Raw genomic sequence first — 23,888 nt, 5'->3', positions numbered from 1 at the left:
AGGGGTAACGACAAGGGGCGGTGCCCGCCGCAGCGGACCCGCCCCTCCCGTAAGCAACGCCTATGCCGTGAGGCCTACTTCACGACCGTGATCCGGTCCGCCGCCGGCACCGCCAGCGGGGCGGAGGCCGACGAGTTCGCCGCCAGGTAGGCGTTGAAGACGTCCAGGTCCGACGCGCCGACCAGCTTGTTGGTGCCCGTGGCGAGCGCCGGGAAGCCGTCGCCGCCGCCGGCGAGGAACTCGTTCATCGCGACGCGGTAGGTCTTCGCGGGGTCGATCGCCGCACCGTTCAGCTTGATCGTGCCGTCGACGACGCGGTCCGCGCCCGTCTTGGTCATGTCGAGCGTGTACGTCAGGCCCTTCGAGACCTGGAGGATCTTCACCGAGTTCAGGTTCGAGCCGCTGACCTGCTGCTTCAGCGCGGCGATCAGGTTCGCGCCGGAGAGGTCGACCACGTTCATCATGTTGGTGAACGGCTGCACGGTGAACGACTCGCCGTAGGTCACCACGCCGTCGCCCTCGGCGCCGGACGCCTTGTGGACGAGGTCCGAGCGGATGCCGCCCGGGTTCATGAGCGCGACCTGGGCGCCGCCCTTGTCCGCCGGGGCCAGGCCCTCCAGCTGCGCGTCGGCGATCAGGTCGCCGAGCGGCTTCTCGTACGCCGTGGAGCCGCGGCCGTTGATGTCGGCGGCGATGTAGCCCTGCGGGCGGTTGGCGACCGGAGCGGCGAGCGTCTTCCAGTCCTCGATGAGCTGGGTGATGTCCGCGGCCTTCGGGACGTCACGCGAGACGACGTGGTTGGCCGAGGCGACCGCGGTGCGGACGATGTCCTTGGTGCGGCGGTCGTAGGTCAGCGTCGTGTCGGTGTACAGCTTGCCGAACGAGGACGCCGAGGTGACCAGGCGCGGCTTGCCCGACGGGTCGGGGATGCTGCACACGTACGCCTGGTGGGTGTGGCCGGTCACCAGCGCGTCGACCTGGGGCGAGACGTTCTTCGCGATGTCGACGATCGCGCCGGAGACGCCCTCGCCGTCACCGTCGCCGTCACCGTCGCAGTTGTAGTTGTACGAGGCCGAGGCCGGCATGCCGCCCTCGTGGACCAGGGCGACGATGGACTTGACGCCCTTGCGCTCCAGGACCTTCGTGTACTTGTTGATCGTCTCGACCTCGTCGCCGAACTTCAGGCCCTTGACGCCCTCGGCGGTGACGACGTTCGGGGTGCCCTCCAGGGTCACGCCGATGAAGCCGATCTTGACGCCGTCCTTCTCCCAGATGAAGTACGGGTCGAGCAGCGGCTTGCCGGTCTTCTCGTTCGTCACGTTGGCCGCGAGGTACGGGAAGTCGGCGCCCCCGAACTTCTTGCCCTCGACGAAGCAGCCGGCGGTCGGGTGACAGCCGCCGTCCTGCATGCGGGCCAGCTCGCGCGCGCCCTCGTCGAACTCGTGGTTGCCGACCGAGGTGACGTCGAGGTCCAGCTTGTTGAGCGCGCCGATGGTGGGCTCGTCGTGGAAGAGGCCCGAGAGAAGCGGCGAGGCACCGATCAGGTCACCGGCCGCGGCCGTGATGGAGTAACGATTCCCCTGACGGGCCTGGCGCAGGTGCGTGGCCAGGTACTCGACACCGCCGGCGTCGATCTTGGTGGTGGTGCCGTCCGGGTTGGTCTGCGTGACCTGGCCGGAGGAGCCGGCCGGGGGCTCCAGGTTGCCGTGCAGGTCGTTGAAGGAGAGCAGCTGGACGTCGACCATCCGCCCCCAGCCCTTGCCGTTGGTGCCGTACGACGCGCCCGCGGCGCTCACGTCGTCCTGCGACGCGCCGGCGGGCATCGCGGCGACGAGCGCACCGATGGTGGCCAGCCCCGCCCCGGCGACGAGTATCCGCCGCCCCGCCCTGTTCTGCTTCGACCGCTTCGCTGCCATCCGCTCCCCTTGAATCCCGATCTGTCCTGCGAGCCGCAGCCTAGAGTCAACGCGCGTAGCGCAACAGGGGTCGGCTGGTTACGAGCTGGTTGCCATTGATCTGCCCCAAGGCGGCGCGCCCCGGCCGTAGGCTCGTCACCATGACTTCCGACGCGGCGCCGGCCCTTGAACCGGGACGGCAGATCAACAGTTACGAAGAACTGAACCCCGAGCAGGTCACGGCGGTCCTCGACCTCCTGGAAGCCGCCGACCGCGCCGACGGCATGCACGCCGTGTCCGAGCAGGGCCGGCTCTACCTGCGCCACGGGCGCCGCGAGGGCGTCCGCCACTTCCTCCTCACGGTCGGCCCCAGGCTGTACGGCTACGCCCAGTTGGAGGAGACCGACCCGGTCGAGGCCCCCGCGGCCGAGCTGGTCGTGCACCCCTCGCACCGCGGCCGCGGCCACGGCCGGGCCCTGGGCAGCGCCCTGCTCGACGCCTCCGGCAAGCGGCTGCGGGTGTGGGCGCACGGCGGCAAGTCGGCGGCCCGCCACCTCGCGCAGGTCCTCGGCCTGACGCTGTTCCGCGAACTGCGCCAGCTGCGCCGTCCGCTGGTGCCGCTGGACATCCCGGAGCCGGTGCTGCCCGAGGGCGTCACCGTCCGCACGTTCGTGCCCGGCCAGGACGACGCGGCCTGGCTCGCGGTCAACGCGGCCGCCTTCGCCCACCACCCCGAACAGGGCTCGCTGACCCAGCGGGACCTGGACGACCGGATGGCGGAGCCCTGGTTCGACCCGAAGGGCTTCTTCCTCGCGGAGAAGGACGGGCGGCTGGTCGGCTTCCACTGGACCAAGGTCCACGCGGAGGAGCAGCTGGGCGAGGTGTACGTCGTCGGCGTCCTGCCCGACGCGCAGGGCGGCGGCCTGGGCAAGGCCCTGACCGCGACCGGCCTGCGGCACCTCGCGGCCCAGACCCTGCCCACGGCGATGCTGTACGTGGACGCCGACAACACGGCGGCGGTGACGGTCTACGAGCGCCTCGGCTTCCGGACCCACGAGGTGGACCTGATGTACCGCACGGAGTCCTGAGACCCCGGCACGGGGTCCTGAACCCCGACACGGGGTCCTGAACTCCTTCCCAGAAGGGGGCGGTTGACACCGCCCCCTTCTTTGCACCACCCTTTCACTACTTGATTAGTGAAAGGGTGGTGGAAGAGCCCGTGCTCGCCTACCGCATCGACCGGCGCAGCGGCGTCGCCACGTACCTCCAGATCGTCCAGCAGACCAAACAGGCCCTGCGCATGGGCCTCCTGGAACCCGGCGACCGCCTGCCCACCGCACGTGAGGTCGTCGAGGCCACGGCCATCAACCCCAACACGGTCCTCAAGGCCTACCGCGAGCTCGAACGCGAGGGCCTCGTCGAGGCCCGCCGCGGCCTCGGCACCTTCGTCCGCGCCACCCTCGGCACCGGCCCCGCCGACTCGCCGCTGCGCGGCGAACTCGCCGACTGGACCCGCCGGGCCCGCGCCGAAGGCCTCGGCCGCGAGGACGTCGCCGCGCTCTTCACATCCGTACTGGACACGTTCTACAAGGGGGACGACGCATGAGCACCACGACGGCGTTGGAGGCCGCCGGCCTCGGCATACGGTACGGAGGACGCGCCCGGCCCTGGGCCCTGCGCGACTGCTCCCTCACCCTTCCCGCCGGCCGCGTCTGCGCCCTCGTCGGCCCCAACGGCGCCGGCAAGTCCAGCCTCCTGGGCCTCGCCGCGGGCCTGCTCCGGCCGACCGAGGGCACGATCACGGCGCCGCCCCGCGAGCGCCTGGCGTACGTCGCCCAGGACAAGCCGCTGCACCCCCGGCTCACCGTCGCCGACACCCTGCGCATGGGCCGCGAGCTCAACCCCGGCCGCTGGGACGGGACCGCCGCCCGCGAGGTCCTCGCCGACGAGCTCGACCCGCGCGCCCTCGTCCGCGAGCTCTCCGGCGGGCAGCGCACCCGCGTCGCCCTCGCGCTCGCCCTCGGCAAGCGCCCCGAACTGCTCCTCCTGGACGAGCCGATGGCCGACCTCGACCCGCTCGCCCGGCACCGGCTGATGGGCCTGCTCATGGCCGACGCCGCCGAACGCGGCACCACCGTCGTCATGTCCTCGCACATCCTCACCGAGCTGGAGGGCACCTGCGACCACCTCCTGCTGCTCGCCGGCGGCCGCATCCGCCTCGCCGGCGACGTCGACGACCTGCTCGCGGAGCACACCCTGCTCACCGGTCCCGTCGCCGACCTCGCCCCGCACACCGTGGTCGACACCCGCACGACGGGCCGTCAGCTCACCGCCCTGGTCCGCCGCGAGGGCCCCCTCGACGGCCGGTGGGAGGCCGCCGAGCCCACCCTGGAGGACCTCCTCCTCGCCCACCTCCGCACCGTCGAAGGAGCCGCCGCGTGAGCACTCTCGCCCTGAAGGGGTCGTCCTGGGTGACGGTCCGCCAGTACCGGCGCACGCTCTGGCTGGTGGCCGGCGCCGTCGCCTTCTCCCTCGCCGTCATCGGCGGCCTGCGGATCTGGGCCGCCCAGCACCCCGACGTCCTCCTCCCGGACGGCTCCTGGGCCCCGTCCGACGAGAGCCACGCCTACGAGGTGCTGCGCCTCGCCGTCGAGTACGCGGGCACGTGCCTGCTCCTGCTTCCCCTGCTCGCCGGCGCCTTCGTGGCCGGCCCCCTGGTGGCCCGCGAGTTCGAGTCCGGCACGTACCGGCTCGCCCTCACCCAGTCCGTCACCCCGGCGGCCTGGCTGCGCGCCAAGGTCGTCACCGCCGGCGTCGTCGCCGTGGCGGCCGCCCTCGCCCTCATCGGCGTCTACCGGCTCGGCTGGGGCCACGTCTCGGGCACGTACCCGTCCGGCTGGGGCGACCGGGGAACGTACGAGGGCACCGGGATCGTGCTCGTCGGCTACGTCCTCGCCGCCGTCGCCGTCGGCACCCTGGTCGGCCAGCTCGTCCGGCGCACCCTCCTCGCGATGTCCGTCACCGGCCTCGTCGTGGGCCTGGTCATGTTCGTCCTCGGCAGCCTGCGCTGGAGCCTGCTCGGCGTCGAGACGATCACCGGCCCCGTCTCCCGGGCCACGGGTCCGCTCCTCGTCCCCGACGGCGGACTCATGATGGACACGGGCCTGCTCACCCGCGACGGGCACCGCATCGAGCAGTGGTCCTGCTACGGACCGGGGGACACCCCCGAGGAGTGCTGGGCCGCCAAGAACGTCACCGGCCAGTACCTCGACTACCACCCGCAGTCCCACTTCTGGCCCACCCAGCTCGCCGAGACCGGCATCCTCCTCGCCCTCGCCGCCCTCGCGCTCCTCGCGGCCTTCCGCGTCCTGCGCGCCCGGCACCCGTAGCGCGCACCCCCGGTCGAGCGGCGCCCGGCGCCGACAGAAACGCAGGTGGCGGGGTCCATGCGGCCCCGCCCCCGATTCCGGGAGGACACGTCCTCGTTACCGGCCATTCAGACGCGCTTGCGACGCTCACGCAATGAAGCGCTCCGTGCCCGCTCTTCCCAAGGGGAGACTTCCCTCCCCCACGGCCCGCTCCGACGCGCCCCACCAGCCCTTCGCGCGGAAGAATGGGACCATGAGCCAGCAGCCCGCCGAGGTCCCGGTCCAGCCGTCCGCGAAGGCGTCCTCGAAGGCGTCCGCGAAATCCCCCCAGCCCTCCCTGGGATCCATAGCCGCTCACCGGCCGCACGCCGTCAATGGCGCGGCCACCAGCGACCTCGAACCCGATCTGGACGCCGACCTCGACACGTACGAGGACGACGACAGCGCCGGGGAACTCCCCCAGGGCCGCTTCCTCGACCGGGAGCGCAGCTGGCTCGCGTTCAACGAGCGGGTGCTCGAACTCGCCGAGGACCCCCACACGCCCCTCCTCGAACGGGCGAACTTCCTCGCGATCTTCGCGTCGAACCTCGACGAGTTCTTCATGGTCCGCGTCGCCGGCCTCAAGCGCCGCATCGCCACCGGAGTCGCCACCCGCTCCGCCTCCGGCCTGCAGCCCCGCGAGGTGCTCGACCTCATCTGGACCCGCTCGCGCGAGCTCATGGCCCGGCACGCCGCCTGCTACCAGCAGGACGTCGCCCCGGCCCTCGCCGACGAGGGCATCCACCTCATCCGCTGGCCCGAGCTCACGGAGAAGGAGCAGGCCCGCCTCTTCACCCTGTTCCGGCAGCAGATCTTCCCCGTCCTCACCCCGCTGGCCGTGGACCCCGCCCACCCCTTCCCGTACATCTCCGGGCTCTCCCTCAACCTCGCGGTCGTCGTCCGCAACCCCGTCAGCGGCCACCGCCACTTCGCCCGCGTCAAGGTCCCGCCGCTGCTCTCGCGCTTCCTGGAGGCCTCCCCCGAGCGGTACGTCCCGCTGGAGGACGTCATCGCCGCCCACCTGGAGGAGCTCTTCCCCGGCATGGAGGTGCTCGCCCACCACATGTTCCGGGTGACCCGCAACGAGGACCTCGAAGTCGAGGAGGACGACGCCGAGAACCTGCTCCAGGCCCTGGAGAAGGAGCTCATGCGCCGCCGCTTCGGACCGCCGGTGCGCCTGGAGGTCGAGGAGTCCATCGACCCCTACGTCCTCGACCTCCTCGTACGCGAGCTGAAGATCTCCGACGCCGAGGTCTACCCGCTGCCCGGCCCGCTCGACCTCACCGGCCTCTTCGGCATCGCCTCCCTCGACCGGCCCGAGCTGAAGTACCCCAAGTTCGTCGCCGGCACCCACCGTGACCTCGCCGAGGTCGAGTCCGCCTCCGCGCCCGACATCTTCGCCGCGGTCCGCGAACGGGACGTGCTCCTGCACCACCCGTACGACTCCTTCTCCACCTCCGTCCAGGCCTTCCTGGAGCAGGCGGCGGCCGACCCGGACGTCCTCGCGATCAAGCAGACGCTGTACCGCACCTCCGGCGACTCCCCGATAGTCGACGCCCTCATCGACGCCGCCGAGGCCGGCAAGCAGGTCCTCGTCCTCGTCGAGATCAAGGCCCGCTTCGACGAGCAGGCCAACATCAAGTGGGCCCGCAAGCTGGAGGAGTCCGGCTGCCACGTCGTCTACGGCCTGGTCGGCCTGAAGACCCACTGCAAGCTGTCCCTGGTGGTGCGCCAGGAGGGCGAGGTGCTGCGCCGCTACTCGCACGTCGGCACCGGCAACTACCACCCCAAGACCGCCCGGCTCTACGAGGACCTCGGCCTGCTCACCGCGGACCCGCAGGTCGGTGCCGACCTGTCCGACCTGTTCAACCGGCTCTCCGGCTACTCCCGCCGCGAGACCTACCGGCGCCTGCTCACCGCCCCCAAGTCGCTCCGCGACGGCCTGGTCTCCCGGATCAACAAGGAGGTCGCCCACCACCGCGCCGGGCGGCCCGCCTACGTCAAGATCAAGGTCAACTCGCTCGTCGACGAGGCCGTCATCGACGCCTGCTACCGGGCCTCCCAGGCCGGCGTCCCCGTCGACATCTGGGTCCGCGGCATCTGCGCCGTGCGCCCCGGCGTCGAAGGCCTCTCCGACAACATCCGGGTCCGCTCGATCCTCGGGCGCTTCCTGGAGCACTCCCGGGTCTTCGCCTTCGCCAACGGCGGCGAACCCGAGGTCTGGCTCGGCAGCGCCGACATGATGCACCGCAACCTGGACCGGCGGATCGAGGCCCTCGTACGGGTCTCCGACCCCGCCCACCGGGCCGCACTGACCCGGCTCATGGAGACCGGGATGTCCGACACCACCTCCTCCTGGCACCTCGGCCCGGACGGGAACTGGACGCGGCACGCGACCGATCCCGAAGGCCAGCCGCTGCGGCACGTCCAGGAGATGCTCATCGACGCGCGGAGGCGCCGGCGTGCACAACCCTGACATCACCTCCGAGGTCTCGGCCGGCGAGGTGCTCGCCCCCTATCTGCACGCGCGGGCCGCGGACTTCCTCCGCGGCCTGCGGCTGCACGGCGACAGCGGCGCCGACACCTCGGGCGCCGAGGAGGCCACCCGGACGCTACGGGCCGCCGCCCGCCGCATCAGCGGGACCCTGCACACCTTCCGGCCGCTCCTGGACACCGCCTGGGCCGACCAGCTCCGCACCGAGCTCGCCTGGCTCTCCGGCACCCTGGCCCTGGAGCACGCCTGCACCTCCCGCCTGGTCCGGCTGGTGGACGCCCTGTCCCGCCTGTCGAGCGGCGGCGCCGGCCTGACGGTCCCCGCGGCGCGCCGCACGGAGAGCACCGGCCCCGGCCTCACCGTCGGCGCCGCCCGCGCCGGCGCCCTCCTCGAACGCCAGCTCACCCTCGCCCGCACCCGCGCCCACTCCGCCGCCCTGCAGGCACTCGGCTCCTCCCGCTTCCACGCCGTCGCGGACTGCGTCGCCCTGCTCGCCTCCGAGGTCCCCCTCGGCCCGGCCGGCGCCGCCCCCGCCCTGGAGGTCCTCGACGCCCCCGCCGTGGGCGTCGAACACCGCCTCCTCGACGCGGTCGCCGCCCTCCCGCTGACCCGCGCGGCCCACCCGTACAACGCCGAGGCCCTCGCCCTGGCCGCCGGCGAGAACCAGGACGCGCCCTGGCACCACACCCGCGCCCTGCTCCGCCTGCACCGCTACGCCGGCGAGGTCCTGAACGCCGGCGCCGAACCCGACCCGGACCTCTACGAAGCCGGCCGCGCCCTCGACCGCCACCGCGACGCCGCCGAAGCCGCCGCGGCCGCCGCCACCGCCGCCCGCACCCCCCGCATCGCCCCGGCCACCGCCTACGCCCTGGGCGTCCTCCACGCCGACCAGCGCCACGACGTCGAAGCCTCCCGCTTCGCCTTCCAGCGCGCCTGGTCCCGCACCACGGCGGGCGTCCCGTGATCCTCGCCGCGGGCTGCGTCCTCTGGCGCCCGGCGGCATCGGGGCGCGGGGTCGAGATCGCCGTGGTCCACCGACCGAAATACGGCGACTGGTCCCATCCGAAGGGCAAGCTGAAGCACGGCGAGACGCTCTCCGCCTGCGCCCTGCGCGAGGTACGGGAGGAGACGGGCCACGCCTGCGAGCTGGGCGCCCGCCTCCCCACCCTCCGCTACCCGGTGAACGGGGAGCCGAAAGAGGTCAGCTACTGGGCCGCGCGCGCCCTCGACGGCGCCTTCGCGGCCTCCCGGGAGGTCGACGCCCTCGCCTGGCTCGCCCCCGCCGCCGCCCGGGCCCGGCTCACCCAGCCCCGCGACCGCGAACTCCTCGACGCGCTCCTGGCGACAACGACCAGGTAACGGTCCGCACCTCACCTTCCGGCACGGTTCACTTCCCGTTCACCCTCCCCCGTCGACCGCTTCACCTGTTCTGCCTAATTTCGGCCGTACAAGGTGCACAGCACAGTGCCGCACCCACCACCCCGACACGCGCCGCCGTACAACGTCCAGGACAGCAAGGTCCACGGCAGGCGGCTTCTGGAAGGAACACCCGAAAGTGAAGCTTTCGCGAAACGGGCTTCGCGCCTCCGCGATCGGTGCCCTCGTCGTCTCCGGCGCGCTCGTTCTCTCGGCGTGTGGTTCGGACAACAACAACGAGCCCACCAAGGATGGTGGCAAGACCTCCGCCGCCGCGTCGAACGTCAAGTGCGACGGCGCGAAGGGCCAGCTCCTGGCCGCCGGCTCCAGCGCGCAGAAGAACGCGATGGACCTGTGGGTCAAGAACTTCCAGGCCGCCTGCTCGGGCGTCGAGGTCAACTACCAGGCCATCGGCTCGGGTGGTGGCATCACCAAGTTCAACCAGGGCCAGGTCACCTTCGCCGGTTCCGACTCCGCCCTCAAGGACGAAGAGGTCGCCGAGTCGCAGAAGATCTGCAAGGGCGGCAAGGGCATCAACCTGCCGATGGTCGGCGGCCCCATCGCCATCGGCTACAAGCTGGACGGCGTGGACAACCTCGTCCTGGACGCCCCCACCCTGGCCAAGATCTTCGACACGAAGATCACCAAGTGGAACGACCCGGCGATCGCCAAGCTGAACCCGAGCGCCAAGCTGCCGGACTCCACCATCCAGGCCTTCCACCGCTCGGACGAGTCGGGCACCACCCAGAACCTGGGCAAGTACCTCTCGGCCACCGCGAAGGCCGACTGGAAGTACGACCCGAAGACGAAGTCGTGGCCCGCCCCGGGCGGCCAGGCCGCCAACGGCTCCTCCGGTGTCGCCACCGCGGTCAAGGACGCCGAGGGCTCCATCGGCTACTTCGAGCTCTCCTACGCCACCGCCAACAAGATCTCCACGGTCAGCATCAACACCGGCGCCGCGGCCCCGGTCGCGGCCACCACGGAGAACGCCTCCAAGGCCATCGCCGCCGCCAAGGTCAAGGGCACCGGCAGCGACCTGGCCCTCTCCCTCGACTACACGACCAAGGCCGAGGGCGCCTACCCGCTCACCCTGGTCACGTACGAGATCGCCTGCGACAAGGGCAACAAGGCGGAGACCCTGCCGACCCTGAAGGCGTTCCTGAACTACACCGCCAGCGAGGAGGGCCAGAAGGTCCTCTCCGACGCCGGCTACGCCCCGCTCCCGGCCGAGATCGCGGCCAAGGTCCGCGAGATCGTCCCCACCCTGTCCTGACCCCCGGCCGGGTCCGGCCCCTCACCTCCCGTGGAGGGGCCGGCCCCGGCATCCGGTGCACCGCCGCCAGGAGCCCGTACGCCCCCCGTACCGGCCCCGCAGACCGGAGAAGCAGATGGCCACCACATCACCCGACACACCTGACATACGGAGCAGCCGCCGCGCCAAGAGCGTGGGCCGCGCCGGGGACCGCGTCTTCAGCGGTCTGTCCCGCGGCTCCGGCATCACCCTCCTCGTGATCATGGCCGCGATCGCGGTCTTCCTCACGTACCGCGCCGTCCTCGCGATCTCGCAGGACAGCACCAACTTCTTCACGACCTTCGAGTGGAACCCCTCCGCGAACCCGCCGGTCTTCGGCATCGCGGTCCTCGCCTTCGGCACGGTCGTGTCCTCGGTGATCGCCATGGCGATCGCCGTGCCGGTCGCGATCGGCATCGCGCTCTTCATCTCGCACTACGCCCCGCGCAAGCTGGCCAAGCCGCTCGCGTACGTGGTCGACCTGCTCGCCGCCGTCCCCAGCATCATCTACGGCCTCTGGGGCGCGATCTTCCTCGTCCCGTACCTGGACGGCCTGAACCAGTGGCTCGACCAGTACCTGGGCTGGACCTACATCTTCGACAAGTCCAGCGACGGCGTCGCCCGCAACATGTTCACCGTCGGCATCCTGCTGGCGATCATGATCCTCCCGATCATCACCAACGTGACCCGCGAGGTCTTCCTCCAGGTCCCGCGGATGCACGAGGAGGCCGCGCTCGCCCTCGGCGCCACGCGCTGGGAGGTCATCCGCATGTCGGTGCTGCCCTTCGGCCGCTCCGGCATCATCTCCGCCTCGATGCTCGGCCTCGGCCGCGCCCTCGGCGAGACGATGGCCGTGGCCGTCGTCCTCTCCCCCAGCTTCGTCCTCTCGGGCCACCTGCTCGACCCGGGCGGCGGCACCTTCGCGCAGAACATCGCCGCGAAGTTCAACGAGGCCAACGAGTTCGGCCGGGACGCCCTGATCGCCTCGGGTCTCGTCCTCTTCGTCATCACCCTGCTGGTCAACGGCGCCGCCCGCATGATCATCGCGCGCCGCAAGGAGTACTCGGGGGCGAACGCATGAGCCACGCCATACAGGAACGTCCGGTCGCCGCGGTCGGCCCGCGCCGTTCCCTCTCCCACGCCCGGCTCCCGCGCTGGACCCCCGCCGCCGTCGCCGTCGGCTCGATCGCCGCGGGCTGCGGCATCGGCCTCGCCGCCGGCTGGCACAGCAAGGTCCAGTGGGGCCTGATCGCCGGACTGCTCTTCGTCCTCGCCACCTACGGGATCACCACCAAGGTGGAGGGCTCCCGCCAGGCCAAGGACCGCGTCGCGACCAGCCTCGTCTGGGTCTGCTTCGTCCTCGCCGTGATCCCGCTGCTCTCGCTCGGCTGGGTCACCGTCAGCAAGGGCCTGGAAGTCCTCGACCCGTACTTCCTGAGCCACTCGATGAACGGCGTCCTCGACGCCGAGGCGGGCGGCGGTCTCTACCACGCGCTGCTCGGCACCATCGAGCAGGTCGCCATCGCGACGCTGATCGCCGCGCCCATCGGGCTGCTGACCGCGGTCTACCTCGTCGAGTACGGCGGCGGGAAGCTGGCCCAGGCCGTCACCTTCTTCGTCGACGTCATGACGGGCATCCCCTCGATCGTCGCGGGTCTGTTCATCCTCGCCACCTGGAACCTGATGCTGGGCTTCGGGCCCTCCGGGTTCGCCGGCGCGATGGCCCTCGCGATCCTGATGATGCCGGTCGTCGTCCGCTCCACCGAAGAGATGCTGAAGCTGGTCCCCAACGAGCTGCGCGAGGCCTCCCTCGCCCTCGGCGTCCCCAAGTGGCGCACGATCCTGAAGGTGGTCCTGCCCACCGCGATCGGCGGCATCACCACGGGCGTCATGCTCGCGGTCGCCCGCATCACCGGTGAGACGGCCCCCGTGCTGCTCCTCGTGTTCGGTACGAAGCTCATCAACCCGAACCCCTTCGAAGGCGCCCAGTCCTCGCTGCCGCTCTACGTGTACGAGCAGTACGCGGTCGGCACCGACGCCGCCGTGGCCCGCGCCTGGGCCGCCGCGCTCGTCCTGATCGCCTTCGTCATGATCCTCAACATGGTGGCCCGCGGCATCGCCCGCTGGAAGGCCCCCAAGACCGGCCGCTGACCGCGGCTACCCTGGAAGTGAACTGATATGGCCAAGCGAATCGACGTCAGCGGCCTCTCCGCCTACTACGGCAACCACAAGGCGATCGACGACATCTCCATGACCGTCGAGCCGCGCTCCGTGACGGCCTTCATCGGCCCGTCCGGCTGCGGCAAGTCCACCTTCCTGCGCACCCTGAACCGCATGCACGAGGTCACCCCCGGCGGCCGCGTCGAGGGCAAGGTGATGCTGGACGACGAGAACCTGTACGGCACCAACGTCGACCCGGTCGCGGTGCGCCGCACGGTCGGCATGGTCTTCCAGCGCCCCAACCCCTTCCCCACCATGTCGATCTTCGACAACGTGGCGGCGGGCCTGCGCCTCAACGGCAGCTACAAGAAGTCCGAGCTCGCCGACATCGTGGAGCGCTCCCTCAAGGGCGCCAACCTGTGGAACGAGGTCAAGGACCGCCTCAACAAGCCGGGCTCCGGCCTCTCCGGCGGCCAGCAGCAGCGCCTGTGCATCGCCCGCGCCATCGCGGTCGAGCCCGACGTCCTGCTGATGGACGAGCCCTGCTCGGCGCTCGACCCGATCTCGACGCTGGCGATCGAGGACCTCATCGGTGAGCTCAAGGAGCGCTTCACGATCGTCATCGTGACGCACAACATGCAGCAGGCCGCCCGCGTCTCGGACCGTACGGCCTTCTTCAACCTGGCGGCCGTGGGCCAGCCCGGCAAGCTGATCGAGCTGGACGACACCGAGCGCATCTTCTCCAACCCGAGCGTCCAGGCGACCGAGGACTACATCTCCGGCCGCTTCGGATAGACGCCGGGGGCGCGAGCTCCCGGGCGACCCGGTCCGGACCGCGCGTCCGGACCGGACCGAGGACCGTCGTACGGCGCTGCATGGCGGTGCCGCCGTATGACGCACAAGGGCCCGGCTCCCCCACAGGGGAGCCGGGCCCAACCACGTGGTGCGCGGCACGTCAGCCGAAGAACAGCGCCACGATGTAGTAGCTGAGCGCGGCCACCAGAGCAGCCGCCGGCATGGTGATGCTGCATCCCCCGGGGGACGACCCCCGGACCCCCAGCAGTATCCGGTCGTCACCGCGCGCCGGCCGGGGGCGCACGTCAGCCGAAGAACAGCGCCACGATGTAGTAGCTGAGCGCGGCCACCAGAGCAGCCGCCGGCATGGTGATGAACCAGCCGAGGACGATGTTCTTGGCGACGCCCCAGCGGACCGCGTTGACGCGCTTGGTGGCGCCCACACCCATGATCGCCGAGGTGATGACGTGGGTGGTGGAGATCGGCGCGTGGAAGAGGAAGGCCGAGCCGAACATGATCGAGGCGCCGGTGGTCTCCGCGGCGAAGCCCTGCGGCGGGTCCAGCTCGATGATCTTGCGGCCGAGGGTCCGCATGATCCGCCAGCCGCCGGCGTAGGTGCCGAGCGAGAGCATCGTGGCGCAGACGATCTTCACCCAGACCGGGATGTCGTCGCCCTGCTGCTGCACATCGGCGATGACCAGGGCCATCACCACGATGCCCATGGTCTTCTGCGCGTCCTGCAGACCGTGACCGAGGGCCATGCCGGCCGCCGAGACGGTCTGCGCGATGCGGAAGCCGCGCTTCGCCTTGTGCGGGTTGGCCTTGCGGAAGAGCCACAGGATCACGCACATGACCAGGTAACCGGCGACGAGGCCGACCACCGGCGAGACGAACATCGGGATGACGACCTTGTCGAGCACGCCCGACCAGATCACCTCCGTGCCGCCCGCGAGCGCCGCGCCCACCATGCCGCCGAAGAGGGCGTGCGAGGAGGAGGATGGCAGACCGAAGTACCAGGTGACGAGGTTCCAGATGATCGCGCCGACCAGCGCGGCGAAGAGGATGCCCATCCCCTTGTCGCCGTGCGGCGTCTCGATCAGGCCCTCGCTGACGGTCTTGGCGACCCCGCTGCCGAGGAACGCGCCCGCCAGGTTCATGACCGCGGCCATCGCGAGCGCGGCCCGGGGCGTCAGCGCCCGGGTCGACACCGAGGTGGCGATGGCGTTGGCGGAGTCGTGGAAGCCGTTCGTATACGTGAAGCCGAGCGCGACGCCGATGGTCACGATCAGAGCGAAGGTGTCCACGAAGCTCAGGACTCCTTGACCGCGATGGTCTCCACCGTGTTGGCCACGTGCTCGAAGGCGTCGGCAGCCTCTTCCAGCACGTCGACGATCTGCTTGAGCTTGAGCACCTCGATGGCGTCGTACTTGCCGTTGAAGAGCGTCGCGAGCAGCTTGCGGTGGATCTGGTCGGCCTGGTTCTCCAGACGGTTGACCTCGATCCAGTACTCGGTGAGGTTCGCCATGGTCCGCAGGTTCGGCATGGCCTCGGCGGTCAGCTCGGCCGCCCGGGCCAGGACCTCGATCTGCTGCTCGACGCCCTTGGGAAGTTCCTCGACGTTGTAGAGGACGACCAGGTCGACGGCCTCCTCCATGAAGTCCATGATGTCGTCGAGGGACGACGCGAGGTTGTAGATGTCCTCGCGGTCGAACGGCGTGATGAACGAGGAGTTCAGCTGGTGGAAGATGGCGTGGGTCGCGTCGTCGCCGGCGTGCTCCGCTGCCCGCATCCGTTCCGCGATCTCGGCCCGGGCGGAGGCGTCCGCTCCGAGCAGTTCCATCAGGAGCTTGGCGCCCGTGACGATGTTGTCCGCGGACGCGGCGAACATGTCATAGAAGCTCGTCTCCCTGGGGGTCAGACGAAATCGCACGTGGGGTCCTCGGGGTGCTGGGTTTCGGTCAGGCTGATGCTAGGCGCATCATCCGGCCACGGCTAACCGGCGTCCCTTCAGTGTCCTCCATCAGGCACAGTGATCTGCACGGGGCCCGCACGGTTTCCGCGGGGATCGGTACCATATACCCACGAGGGGTATACCCACCCTTTCTGGACAACGGGAGGACGCGATGACGACCACCGAGGCGGACCAGCTCACCCCCGAGGCCGCCACCACCGACCCGGCAGGCGACCCCTCGGTCGGCGCCGCCGCCGGCACGGACCACGACCACGGCGTGCACGGCTACCACAAGCAGAAGGACGAGCACCTCAAGCGGCTGCGCCGCATCGAGGGGCAGATCCGCGGGCTGCAGCGGATGGTCGACGAGGACGTCTACTGCATCGACATCCTCACCCAGGTCTCGGCCTCCACGAAGGCCCTCCAGTCCTTCGCGCTCCAGCTCCTGGAGGAGCACCTGCGCCACTGCGTGGCGGACGCCGCCACCAAGGGCGGCGACGAGATCGAGGCGAAGGTCGAGGAGGCCACCAAGGCCATCGCCCGCATGATGCGCACCTGAGCCGGCGCGTGCGCGGCTCGATCCGGCGCGATGCGATGCGGTGCACGACCCGGCTCGATCCGGCGCGGTGCGGGCGTGGCTCGGTGCGGGCGTGGCGCGGTGCGGGCGGCGAGGGCCGGGCTGCTAGTGCGCCCGCCCCGTCCCGCCGCGTGCGCCCGGTGGCTGGTGCGTACCCCCGGCGCCGACCCGGAGCACCTCGTCGATGCGGTCGGCGCTCAGCCGCTCCTCGGCGGCCGCCGAGGCCGCGATGATCAGCTCACCGCACAGTTCGATCTCGGCCAGGGCGATGCGCTCGGGATCGCTGAGCGTGGTCGCGGTGGCGGGCGGCGGAGCCATGCGCATTCACCTCTTCCTGCCGGCGTCGGTCTCCCAGCGTAGGGAGCGCCCTACGGACCGCACATGACACGTCCGGACCATTTGGCGATGGCCACGGCGGGGCCCGGCGCGGAGGCCGGTCAGACCTTGACCTTCCCGGCGTAGATGTCCTGGTGGTCCGGCAGCGTCACCGTCACCCGCGCGCCGAACCCGTACAGCAGGGTGGTCGACGCGACCGCGACCGTGCGCCCCTGGTTGCTGAAGCTGAACTGGTGGCGGACCTTCCGCAGCAGTCCCTCCCCGTCCAGGTACGCGTCGAAGGGCACCGTGTCCGTGGTGAACCCTTTCGCCGCGGCGGCGAGCGCCCCGCGGACCTGCGGGGAGGCGTGCCGGGCGGCCACGGCGATGTCGGCGACGCCCCGGTAGTGGCGCACCTTCACCCCCGCCAGGTCGACCTCGCCCAGGTAGGCCACCGTGCGGGCGCCGCGCAGGAGCTCGGCGGCGGCGGCCGGGTCGGTGGCGCCGCCGGTGACGAGGTTGCCGTCGTCGAGGGTGGTGGTGTCGACCCGCACCCACTTGTCGGCCGGGACGCCGGCGCCCCGGTTCTTCATGTAGAGCGCGCCGGGTGCCAGGAGCTCCGTGATGGGCCGGTGCTCGCTCTCGCCCGCGGCGTCCTTGGGGAGGATCACCTGGAGGGTGCCGGTGCGGCGACGGAAGTCGTAGCCGCCCTCGCCGCGGATGGTGACGCGGGTGCCGCCGGAGGCCATCTCCATGGAGGTGCTGGTCCGGGACGATCCGGCGCGGGCGAGGACCTCGGCCGCGCCCCGCACGGTCTGGGCCGGATCGCCGCCCGGCTCGGCGTCGTCCCGCGGGGCCGCGCAGCCGCCGGCGGCCACCGCTCCCAGCAGGGCCGCGGCGACGGCCCATGCGCCGCCCGAGCGTCCGTTCCGCACCACCATCGCCTGCCAACCCCCAACGACGTTCCGTTGTCTGCCCGGGTCCCACCCGTCCGGATAACGACGGTCGGGGCGGCCCGTCACGCGCAGTACGGTGGGGAGCGTGCATCACACGGAGACCACGGAACGCGGCTCGTTCGCGACGGCCCGGTGCAGCTGCGGCTGGACGGGCCCGGCCCGCAGATCACGCGAGCGGGCCCGTACGGACGCGACGGAGCACCTGGCGTCCGCCAGGACCTGAGGGCCCCCTAGGCGGCGAGGTCCCGTTCCCCCGATCCGAGCCGGGACTCCGGCATGCCGACGGTTTCGGCCACGGCCAGATGCTCGGCGGCGCGCCGCGAGCGGACCAGGCGGGCACCGCGCGGGGAGCGGGCGACGGCGGAGACGACCGGGGTGAGCAGGGCGAGCGCGGGCGGCGCGAGGAGCAGCGCGGCGGCGGTGCCGAGGGCGAGGCCGCCGACGACGTCGGTCGGGTAGTGCACGCCCATGTAGACCCGGCAGAAGGCCTCGGTGAGCGCGAGGCCGATGGCGGCGAGGCCGAACCTGCGGTGGGCGACGAAGATCCCGACGGCGACGGCCATCGCCATGGTGGCGTGGTCGCTGACGAAGGAGTAGTCGGTCTTGCCGTCGACGAGGACCTCAAGCCCCTGGTGGTCGTTGAACGGCCGGGGCCGTTCGACGAATCCGCGGATCGGGATGTTCACCAGCAGCGCGACGCCGGCCGCGAGCGGGGCCCAGATCAGCGCGGCGAGCCCGGCGACCGAGTCGGCGGGGGTGCCGCGGCGGCGGACGCTCCACCAGCAGCCGAGCGCGACGAGGACGAGGCCGAGCATGATGCCGTACTCGCCCACGAAGCCCATGACGCGGTCGAACCACGGCGGGGCGGCCTTCGCCAGCCCGTTGATGTCGTAGAGCAGGCTGACATCGGGGTTCGAACCGTCCGAGGCGAGTCCAGCCATCTGCTGCGGCCCCTTGCTGTGTGTGGGTGGTGTCCAGCCCCCGTGGTCGGAGTGGTCGGATCGGAGAACGATCCGCCCGAAGGCAGCGTTCCGCTCTCCGCCCAAGATCATGAGGACGTTATCGAAAGGTGACGGGTCGTCGCAGCCCAGGGCCCCGGCCCGACGGACGAGTTCCGGCCAGGCCCGGCCGCCCCGCGCTACTGCGGCAGTCCGGTCGGCAGCGCGGCCGCCCCGTCCTTCGTCACCCGGGTCGCCCCGAAGTAGTCGGGCGTGTCGATCCGGTCGAAGCGGATCACCGCCCCGGTCCGCGGGGCGTCGATCATGTAACCGCCGCCCACGTAGATGCCGACGTGCCTGATGGCACGCGAATTGGTCAGGTCGTCGGAGAAGAAGACCAGGTCCCCCGGCAGCAGCTCGTCACGGCCGGGGTGCGGCCCGGCGTTGTACTGGTCGTTGGCCACGCGCGGCAGCTCGATCCCGACCTCCAGGTACGCGGCCTGGGTCAGCCCCGAGCAGTCGAACCGGCCATTCTGCGCCGCCGTGCCCGTACCGCCCCACAGATACGGCGTGCCCAGCTTCTGCTGCGCGTAGTAGATCGCCCCGGCCGCCTGCCGCGAGGGATCGACCCGGCCCACCGGGCGGGCGAAGCTCTTCTCCAGCGAGCGGATGATCCGCACGTAGTTCTGCGTCTCGCTGATCCCCGGCACCCCGCCGGACCTGATGACCCGGTAGGCGCCGGCGTTGTACGCGGCCAGCATGTTGTTCGTGGGGTCCCCCGGCACGTCCTTCACGTACCCGGCGAGCTCGCAGTCGTACGAGGCGGCCGACGGGATCGCGTCCGCCGGGTCCCACACGTCCCGGTCGCCGTCCCCGTCCCCGTCGATGCCGTGGCCGGCCCAGGTGCCGGGGATGAACTGGGCGATGCCCCGGGCGTTCGCGGGCGAGACGATGGTCGGATTCCAGCCGCTCTCCTGGTAGAGCTGCGCGGCGAGCAGCGCGGGGTTGATGGCGGGACAGAGGTTGCCCCACTTCTGCACCAGACCCTGGTACGCGGCCGGCACGGCCCCCTTCGCAAGGGCCACCGTCCCGTTCCTGCCGTTCCCGGCCCCGCCGACGAGCCCGGCGGCGGCGGAGTACGTCCCGACGACGATCAGGGCGACAAAGCTGAGGCAGACACCGAACGCCCCACCGGCCACCAGCCACGCTCCGCGCGCCTTACGCACCGTCAACCACCCCTCGGATCCTGGCAGTACGCCCCGCCGCGCCAGTCTAGGCGCGACCCCCTCACTCCGGCCCCTCCGGCGGCCCCGACGCCTTCCGACGCGGCCCCAAAGGTGCCACAACGACAATCATTGCCCGGAGTCACCCTCCGTGATACACAGAGTGACCATACGCGTCTTCGCATACAAACCGGCCGCACCGTCGCAGGTCAAGACGGTCAGATCGGTCAAGTGTGCGGTGATCGGGTAAAGAGAGCCGTCAAGCCGTCACACGCGAGCGGTTTCATCAGCGAAGATAGGTCGACGACCCATGCCGTCCGGCACGGGCGACGAACTACCCAACAGGGGCGGTGAGTTACATGTACCTGGCGGCCGAGAAGGGCGACATCACCACCATCATCGGTGGAATCGCCCCGAACTGGGGGCCTTTCGGGAGCCTGGGAGCCGAGGCCAAGGTGATGATCGAGGTCGTGATGGCCGTGGCCATCCTGCTCTGCCTCGGCATCGCCATCTGGGGAGCCGCCAAGCAGCGCATCGGCGCGACCGCGCTGCGCGACACCTTCAGCGCGGAGCAGGGCAAGGGCCTGATCGTGGCCGGTCTGACCGGCGTCTTCATCATCGGGTCTCTGGGGACGCTCTTCACCATCGTGTACGGGATGGCCGTCTAACCCGTTTCTCACCACCGAGGTCGCGTTCCCTGATGTCCAGTCACCACGCCGCGCCCGAGCGGCAGCCAGCACGGCCTTTGTCGTACCCGCGAACGGCTGAAGGGGTGTCCCCCGCATGAGCCTCGGCGACGAGCACGACGGCCAGACCCGCACCCGCCTCCCCGAGACCGGCGCCCCCCGCCCGCCCGCCCGCAGCTCCCGCTCGCTCATCGCGGTCGTCGGCGTCGTGGTCCTCCTGATCGCCGCCATCGCCCTCGCCAACCGCGGCGACGGCAGCCCGGCGGACACCAAGTCCGGCTCCCCCGAAGCTCCCGCCCGCTCCGGCGCCCCCACCGCGGCCACCGGCGTCCGCCCGGTGACCGGACGCAACGGGGACATCCCCGGGGGCTTCGCACGCGACGAGCAGGGCGCGCAGAGCGCGGCGGCCAACTACGCGGTCGCCCTCGGATCGGTGGACATGTTCCAGCGCGGCCCCCGCGAGAGCATCGTCCGGGCCACCCACGACCCGGCGGTCGCCGACGCCCTGGTGCGCAACCTCGACACCTCGTACTCCACCGCGTTCCTGGCCGAGATCGGCCTCGACGCCAACGGCTCCGCCCCCAGCGGGCTGACGTTCGTCTCCCGCACCATCCCGGTCGGCACGAAGGTCAAGGACTTCACCGGCGACACCGCCACCGTCGAGGTCTGGTCCACCGGGCTCGTGGGACTCGCCGGCGAGGGCTCCACCAAGCCGGTCACATCGACGTGGTTCACCCTCACCGAGAAGCTCCGCTGGGTCGGCGACGACTGGAAGATCACCGGCTCGGAGCAGGCCGAGGGCCCCACGCCCGTCAACGGCGACAACCGCGCCTCGCTCGCGGACGACATCGCCAAGGCCGTCGAGGGTTACGGAGGCTTCACCTATGCCCGCTAGCCGACGCTTCCCGCTCCGCGCCCTGGGCGCGGCCGCGGCCACCGTCCCCGCCACCCTCGTCCTCCTCGCCTCCCGCGCGTACGCGGCCCCCACCCCGACGCCCACACCGACCGGGACGCCTTCACCGGGGGCCAGCAACAATCCGTGCGGGCTCATCGTGGGCCAGGCCCGCGAGCTGTGCGAGAAGGGCCAGACCCCGGGCGGCACCGGCTCCCCCTCGGTCACCGACCCCACCTCCGCGCTCGACCCCCTGAGCTCCCTCGCACGCGGCTGCGCCAGCGCCGCCGCCTGGGTCGTCGACACCCTCTCAGCCGCCGTCAAGCAGACCGCCGAAGTCGACTTCACCAACATGCAGTTCCTCGGCCGCTACGCCATCGTCTTCGCCGCCGCCACCTTCCTCACCCTGCTCCTCTGGCTGCTCGCCGTCGCCAAGCGCGCCATCCGCGGCGTGCCGCTGACCACGGCGCTCTCCGAGGCCATCGGGTTCCTCTGGCTGACCGTCCTGGCGTCCGCCTTCACCCCGCTCATCCTCTACACGGTCGTCAACGCCACCGACGCCGTCACCGAGGTCATCGCCTCCGGCACCGGCCAGCAGACCGACGTCTTCTTCGGCAGCTTCAAACAGGCCCTGGAGAAGGGCGACAGCATCGGCGGCGGCCCGATCATGCTGATCATCGTCTCCCTGGTGACCGTCCTCGCCGCCGGCGTGCTCTACCTCGAACTCGTCCTGCGCGCCGTGCTGCTCTACGTCGGCGCCCTGCTCGGTGTCGTCGTCTACGCGGGGCTCGTCGACAAGAACATGTGGGGCCACGTCCGCCGCTGGGCCGGAATCATGATCGCGGTGATCCTGGTCAAGCCGGTCATCGTCATCGTCCTCGGACTCGCCGGCGCCCTGTCCTCCGGCACCGGCCCGAACGCCTTCTCGGCCGTCGTGTCCGGCCTCGCGATCATCCTGCTGGCGATCTTCGCCTCGGCCATGATCTACCGCTTCGTCCCCGGCTTCGGCGACGAGATCGTCGCCTCCCGCAACAACCGCCTCCACCGCGCCGGCGAGAACGCGGCGGCCGCCGTCATCTCCTCCCCGGCCTCCCTCGTCTCCCAGGGCATCAAGACCCACAGCACCCGCGACGCCGGCGGCGGCCAGGGCGGTGCCCCCCGCCCCGCCAACCCGCTCTCCGGCGGCGTCGCCGCCCACAGCAGCCGCGGCAGCTCCTCGGGCGGCTCCGCCACGCCGCCGCCCCCGCCCCGGAGCGGCAGCCCCACCGCGGGCACCCCGCACACCAGCCGTAGCAGCAACAGCAAGAACTCAGGAGGTGGAGGGCGTTGACGACCCAGTCCCAGCCGGTCTCGCCCCGCCGCACGTATCTCATCGGCCGCGCCCGGCCGAACGCGATCGTCGGCAAGAACCGCGAGACCGGCGAGATCGCGCTGATCATCGCCGGTGCCTTCCTCGGCATGATGAGCGGACTGATCGTCCCCGTCCTGTCCCTGCGGATCGCCCTCCTCACGGGCTTCCCGATGCTCGCGCTGGCCGCGGTCTACGTCCCGTACAAGCACCGCACCTTCTACAAGTGGTTCGAGATCAACCGCAGCTACAAGCGCATGCTCAAGCGCGGCACCGCCTACCGCTCCGGCACCATCGAGGCCGGCACCCGCATGGACGGCCGCGAGGTCGAGATCGGGCCGCCCCCCGGCATCGGCCGCATCGGCTGGCTCGCCGCCCCCTTCGGCCCGGACGAGATCGCCGTCCTGCTGCACGCCGACCGGCGCACCGTCACCGCCGCCATCGAGATCGAGGGCCCCGGCGTGGGCCTGCGCGACTCGGAGGACCAGGAAGCCCTCGTCGACCGCTTCGGCACCCTGCTCAAGCACGTCGCCAACGGGGACGGCTTCGTCACCCGCCTCCAGATGCTCGCCCGCACCCTCCCGGCCGACCCCGACGCCCACGCCAAGGACGTCGCCCAGCGCGGCGACCACCACGCCCCCGGCTGGCTCCAGGAGTCGTACGAGCAGCTCCAGTCGATGGTCTCCACCTCCAGCGAACAGCACCGCGCCTACCTCGTGGCCTGCATGCACTACACCCGCGAACTCGCCGCCGAGGCCAACGCCATGGCCCGCGCCGCCCGGCACGCCTCCGGCGCCCGCAAGCTGGACCGCGACGCCGGCCTCGCCGTCGTCATGGCCCGCGAGCTCACCGACATCTGCGCCCGCCTCGCCGAAGCCGACATCCGCGTCCGCCAGCCCCTCGGCCAGTCCCGGCTCGCGTCCCTCGTGCACTCCATGTACGACCCGGACCACCCGATCGACCACATCCAGGCCATGACGAAGCGAAACGCCTGGCCGGCCGAGCTGGACGCGATGGAGGCCACCTACCTCCAGGCCAAGACCCGCGAGTCCACCACCCGCGCCCCCTGGTGCCACGCCACCGCCTGGGTCAAGGAGTGGCCGATGACCCCCGTCGGCGTCAACTTCCTCGCCCCGCTCCTGGTCCACACACCCGACGTCATCCGCACGGTCGCCGTCACCATGGACCTGGAGCCCACCGAGGTCGCCATCGAGCGCATGCTCACGGAGAAGACCAACGACGAGGCGGAGGCCTCCCGGCAGGCCAAGATGAACCGCACCGTCGACCCCCGGGACATCGCCGCCCACGGCCGGCTCGACCAGCGGGGTGAAGATCTCGCCAGTGGTGCGGCAGGCGTCAACCTCGTCGGGTACATCACCGTATCGTCGCGCTCTCCCGAGGCCCTGGCCCGGGACAAGCGCACGATCAGGGCCTCCGCCGGCAAGTCGTACCTGAAGCTGGAATGGTGCGACCGCGAGCACCACCGGGCCTTTGTGAACACCTTGCCGTTCGCGACCGGCATCCGCCGCTAGGGCCGAAGGGGC

24 protein-coding genes are annotated in these 23,888 nt (G+C 71.3%); 17 read left to right on the top strand and 7 right to left on the bottom strand.

Going from position 1 to position 23,888, the window contains the following annotated elements:
• Nucleotides 1-74 precede the first annotated feature (74 nt).
• On the bottom strand, nucleotides 75-1,916 hold the full coding sequence (locus tag OG309_RS19645; protein ID WP_329422584.1) for a bifunctional metallophosphatase/5'-nucleotidase: 1,842 nt from the start codon (nucleotides 1,914-1,916) through the stop codon (nucleotides 75-77).
• A 140-nt stretch (nucleotides 1,917-2,056) separates the two neighbouring features.
• On the opposite strand from OG309_RS19645, the gene mshD reads away from it, so the two are divergent.
• The 11 genes from mshD (at nucleotide 2,057) to pstB (ending at nucleotide 13,458) form a co-directional block, all read left to right on the top strand.
• Nucleotides 2,057-2,983, top strand: coding sequence for a mycothiol synthase (gene mshD / locus OG309_RS19640; RefSeq protein ID WP_329422582.1), 927 nt, complete (start codon nucleotides 2,057-2,059; stop codon nucleotides 2,981-2,983).
• A 131-nt stretch (nucleotides 2,984-3,114) separates the two neighbouring features.
• Nucleotides 3,115-3,501 (top strand): GntR family transcriptional regulator, encoded by a 387-nt coding sequence (locus OG309_RS19635; RefSeq protein ID WP_402544597.1) that lies wholly within the window; start codon nucleotides 3,115-3,117, stop codon nucleotides 3,499-3,501.
• Complete coding sequence (locus tag OG309_RS19630; RefSeq protein WP_329422579.1) at nucleotides 3,498-4,337, top strand: ABC transporter ATP-binding protein; 840 nt, start codon at nucleotides 3,498-3,500, stop codon at nucleotides 4,335-4,337. Before OG309_RS19635 ends, OG309_RS19630 begins: the two co-directional genes overlap by 4 nt.
• Nucleotides 4,334-5,284 (top strand): ABC transporter permease, encoded by a 951-nt coding sequence (locus OG309_RS19625; RefSeq protein WP_329422577.1) that lies wholly within the window; start codon nucleotides 4,334-4,336, stop codon nucleotides 5,282-5,284. The genes OG309_RS19630 and OG309_RS19625 overlap by 4 nt, the downstream gene beginning before the upstream one ends.
• Nucleotides 5,285-5,516: 232 nt before the next feature.
• Nucleotides 5,517-7,778: an RNA degradosome polyphosphate kinase gene (locus OG309_RS19620; protein WP_329422575.1), complete on the top strand. Its 2,262-nt coding sequence runs from the start codon at nucleotides 5,517-5,519 to the stop codon at nucleotides 7,776-7,778.
• On the top strand, nucleotides 7,765-8,760 hold the full coding sequence (locus tag OG309_RS19615; protein ID WP_329422573.1) for a CHAD domain-containing protein: 996 nt from the start codon (nucleotides 7,765-7,767) through the stop codon (nucleotides 8,758-8,760). Before OG309_RS19620 ends, OG309_RS19615 begins: the two co-directional genes overlap by 14 nt.
• Nucleotides 8,757-9,155, top strand: a complete 399-nt coding sequence (locus OG309_RS19610) for an NUDIX hydrolase (protein ID WP_329422571.1) — start codon at nucleotides 8,757-8,759, stop codon at nucleotides 9,153-9,155. The genes OG309_RS19615 and OG309_RS19610 overlap by 4 nt, the downstream gene beginning before the upstream one ends.
• A gap of 196 nt (nucleotides 9,156-9,351) precedes the next feature.
• Nucleotides 9,352-10,485: a phosphate ABC transporter substrate-binding protein PstS gene (gene pstS / locus OG309_RS19605; RefSeq protein ID WP_329422569.1), complete on the top strand. Its 1,134-nt coding sequence runs from the start codon at nucleotides 9,352-9,354 to the stop codon at nucleotides 10,483-10,485.
• A 115-nt stretch (nucleotides 10,486-10,600) separates the two neighbouring features.
• Nucleotides 10,601-11,584: a phosphate ABC transporter permease subunit PstC gene (gene pstC / locus OG309_RS19600; protein ID WP_329422567.1), complete on the top strand. Its 984-nt coding sequence runs from the start codon at nucleotides 10,601-10,603 to the stop codon at nucleotides 11,582-11,584.
• Nucleotides 11,581-12,654 (top strand): phosphate ABC transporter permease PstA, encoded by a 1,074-nt coding sequence (gene pstA, locus OG309_RS19595; protein WP_329422566.1) that lies wholly within the window; start codon nucleotides 11,581-11,583, stop codon nucleotides 12,652-12,654. The genes pstC and pstA overlap by 4 nt, the downstream gene beginning before the upstream one ends.
• A 27-nt stretch (nucleotides 12,655-12,681) precedes the next feature.
• Nucleotides 12,682-13,458, top strand: a complete 777-nt coding sequence (gene pstB, locus OG309_RS19590; RefSeq protein WP_046908553.1) for a phosphate ABC transporter ATP-binding protein PstB — start codon at nucleotides 12,682-12,684, stop codon at nucleotides 13,456-13,458.
• A 305-nt stretch (nucleotides 13,459-13,763) separates the two neighbouring features.
• On the opposite strand, the gene OG309_RS19585 is transcribed toward pstB, so the two are convergent.
• Both OG309_RS19585 and OG309_RS19580 read right to left on the bottom strand, forming a co-directional pair.
• The gene (locus OG309_RS19585) at nucleotides 13,764-14,762 is read right to left on the bottom strand and encodes an inorganic phosphate transporter (protein ID WP_329422565.1); all 999 of its coding nucleotides are present in this window, start codon (nucleotides 14,760-14,762) and stop codon (nucleotides 13,764-13,766) included.
• A gap of 5 nt (nucleotides 14,763-14,767) precedes the next feature.
• Nucleotides 14,768-15,388: a DUF47 domain-containing protein gene (locus tag OG309_RS19580; RefSeq protein WP_132911618.1), complete on the bottom strand. Its 621-nt coding sequence runs from the start codon at nucleotides 15,386-15,388 to the stop codon at nucleotides 14,768-14,770.
• Between the two features lie 193 nt (nucleotides 15,389-15,581).
• On the opposite strand from OG309_RS19580, the gene OG309_RS19575 reads away from it, so the two are divergent.
• Nucleotides 15,582-15,968: a metal-sensitive transcriptional regulator gene (locus OG309_RS19575; protein ID WP_329422562.1), complete on the top strand. Its 387-nt coding sequence runs from the start codon at nucleotides 15,582-15,584 to the stop codon at nucleotides 15,966-15,968.
• A gap of 123 nt (nucleotides 15,969-16,091) precedes the next feature.
• Here OG309_RS19575 and OG309_RS19570 read toward each other — a convergent pair whose 3' ends face one another.
• Together OG309_RS19570 and OG309_RS19565 are read right to left on the bottom strand one after the other, a co-directional pair.
• Complete coding sequence (locus OG309_RS19570; RefSeq protein ID WP_402544579.1) at nucleotides 16,092-16,310, bottom strand: hypothetical protein; 219 nt, start codon at nucleotides 16,308-16,310, stop codon at nucleotides 16,092-16,094.
• Nucleotides 16,311-16,423: 113 nt separating this feature from the next.
• On the bottom strand, nucleotides 16,424-17,242 hold the full coding sequence (locus OG309_RS19565) for a hypothetical protein (protein ID WP_329422559.1): 819 nt from the start codon (nucleotides 17,240-17,242) through the stop codon (nucleotides 16,424-16,426).
• 100 nt (nucleotides 17,243-17,342) lie between these two features.
• Here OG309_RS19565 and OG309_RS19560 point away from each other — a divergent pair, with 100 nt between their 5' ends.
• A complete protein-coding gene (locus OG309_RS19560) occupies nucleotides 17,343-17,480 on the top strand; it encodes a hypothetical protein (protein ID WP_329428758.1) in 138 nt (45 codons plus the stop codon).
• 7 nt (nucleotides 17,481-17,487) lie between these two features.
• Here the strand turns inward: OG309_RS19560 and OG309_RS19555 are convergent, their stop codons facing one another.
• A complete protein-coding gene (locus OG309_RS19555; protein WP_329422557.1) occupies nucleotides 17,488-18,198 on the bottom strand; it encodes a phosphatase PAP2 family protein in 711 nt (236 codons plus the stop codon).
• Nucleotides 18,199-18,395: 197 nt separating this feature from the next.
• Nucleotides 18,396-19,421, bottom strand: a complete 1,026-nt coding sequence (locus OG309_RS19550; protein WP_402544581.1) for a C40 family peptidase — start codon at nucleotides 19,419-19,421, stop codon at nucleotides 18,396-18,398.
• Nucleotides 19,422-19,777: 356 nt separating this feature from the next.
• Between OG309_RS19550 and OG309_RS19545 the strand changes: the two genes are divergently transcribed.
• From OG309_RS19545 to OG309_RS19530, 4 genes are all read left to right on the top strand, one after another.
• Nucleotides 19,778-20,086, top strand: a complete 309-nt coding sequence (locus OG309_RS19545; protein ID WP_046908545.1) for a hypothetical protein — start codon at nucleotides 19,778-19,780, stop codon at nucleotides 20,084-20,086.
• Between the two features lie 115 nt (nucleotides 20,087-20,201).
• Nucleotides 20,202-20,999, top strand: coding sequence for a hypothetical protein (locus OG309_RS19540; RefSeq protein WP_329422555.1), 798 nt, complete (start codon nucleotides 20,202-20,204; stop codon nucleotides 20,997-20,999).
• On the top strand, nucleotides 20,989-22,326 hold the full coding sequence (locus tag OG309_RS19535; RefSeq protein WP_329422554.1) for a hypothetical protein: 1,338 nt from the start codon (nucleotides 20,989-20,991) through the stop codon (nucleotides 22,324-22,326). Before OG309_RS19540 ends, OG309_RS19535 begins: the two co-directional genes overlap by 11 nt.
• A complete protein-coding gene (locus tag OG309_RS19530; protein WP_329422553.1) occupies nucleotides 22,323-23,876 on the top strand; it encodes an SCO6880 family protein in 1,554 nt (517 codons plus the stop codon). Before OG309_RS19535 ends, OG309_RS19530 begins: the two co-directional genes overlap by 4 nt.
• Nucleotides 23,877-23,888: the final 12 nt, after the last annotated feature.

The organism is Streptomyces sp. NBC_01268 (assembly GCF_036240795.1).
Classification (GTDB): domain Bacteria; phylum Actinomycetota; class Actinomycetes; order Streptomycetales; family Streptomycetaceae; genus Streptomyces.
Note: the sequence above shows the minus strand (reverse complement) of the source record. Positions and strands in the feature narration are given on the sequence as shown.

Coding starts and splice junctions, on each gene's coding strand:
- OG309_RS19645 (WP_329422584.1), bottom strand. CDS start 1,916: ATGGCAGCGAAGCGGTCGAAGCAGAACAGGGCGGGGCGGCGGATACTC.
- OG309_RS19535 (WP_329422554.1), top strand. CDS start 20,989: ATGCCCGCTAGCCGACGCTTCCCGCTCCGCGCCCTGGGCGCGGCCGCG.
- mshD (WP_329422582.1), top strand. CDS start 2,057: ATGACTTCCGACGCGGCGCCGGCCCTTGAACCGGGACGGCAGATCAAC.
- OG309_RS19575 (WP_329422562.1), top strand. CDS start 15,582: ATGACGACCACCGAGGCGGACCAGCTCACCCCCGAGGCCGCCACCACC.
- pstC (WP_329422567.1), top strand. CDS start 10,601: ATGGCCACCACATCACCCGACACACCTGACATACGGAGCAGCCGCCGC.
- pstB (WP_046908553.1), top strand. CDS start 12,682: ATGGCCAAGCGAATCGACGTCAGCGGCCTCTCCGCCTACTACGGCAAC.
- OG309_RS19540 (WP_329422555.1), top strand. CDS start 20,202: ATGAGCCTCGGCGACGAGCACGACGGCCAGACCCGCACCCGCCTCCCC.
- pstA (WP_329422566.1), top strand. CDS start 11,581: ATGAGCCACGCCATACAGGAACGTCCGGTCGCCGCGGTCGGCCCGCGC.
- OG309_RS19620 (WP_329422575.1), top strand. CDS start 5,517: ATGAGCCAGCAGCCCGCCGAGGTCCCGGTCCAGCCGTCCGCGAAGGCG.
- OG309_RS19545 (WP_046908545.1), top strand. CDS start 19,778: ATGTACCTGGCGGCCGAGAAGGGCGACATCACCACCATCATCGGTGGA.
- OG309_RS19565 (WP_329422559.1), bottom strand. CDS start 17,242: ATGGTGGTGCGGAACGGACGCTCGGGCGGCGCATGGGCCGTCGCCGCG.
- OG309_RS19630 (WP_329422579.1), top strand. CDS start 3,498: ATGAGCACCACGACGGCGTTGGAGGCCGCCGGCCTCGGCATACGGTAC.
- OG309_RS19570 (WP_402544579.1), bottom strand. CDS start 16,310: ATGCGCATGGCTCCGCCGCCCGCCACCGCGACCACGCTCAGCGATCCC.
- OG309_RS19555 (WP_329422557.1), bottom strand. CDS start 18,198: ATGGCTGGACTCGCCTCGGACGGTTCGAACCCCGATGTCAGCCTGCTC.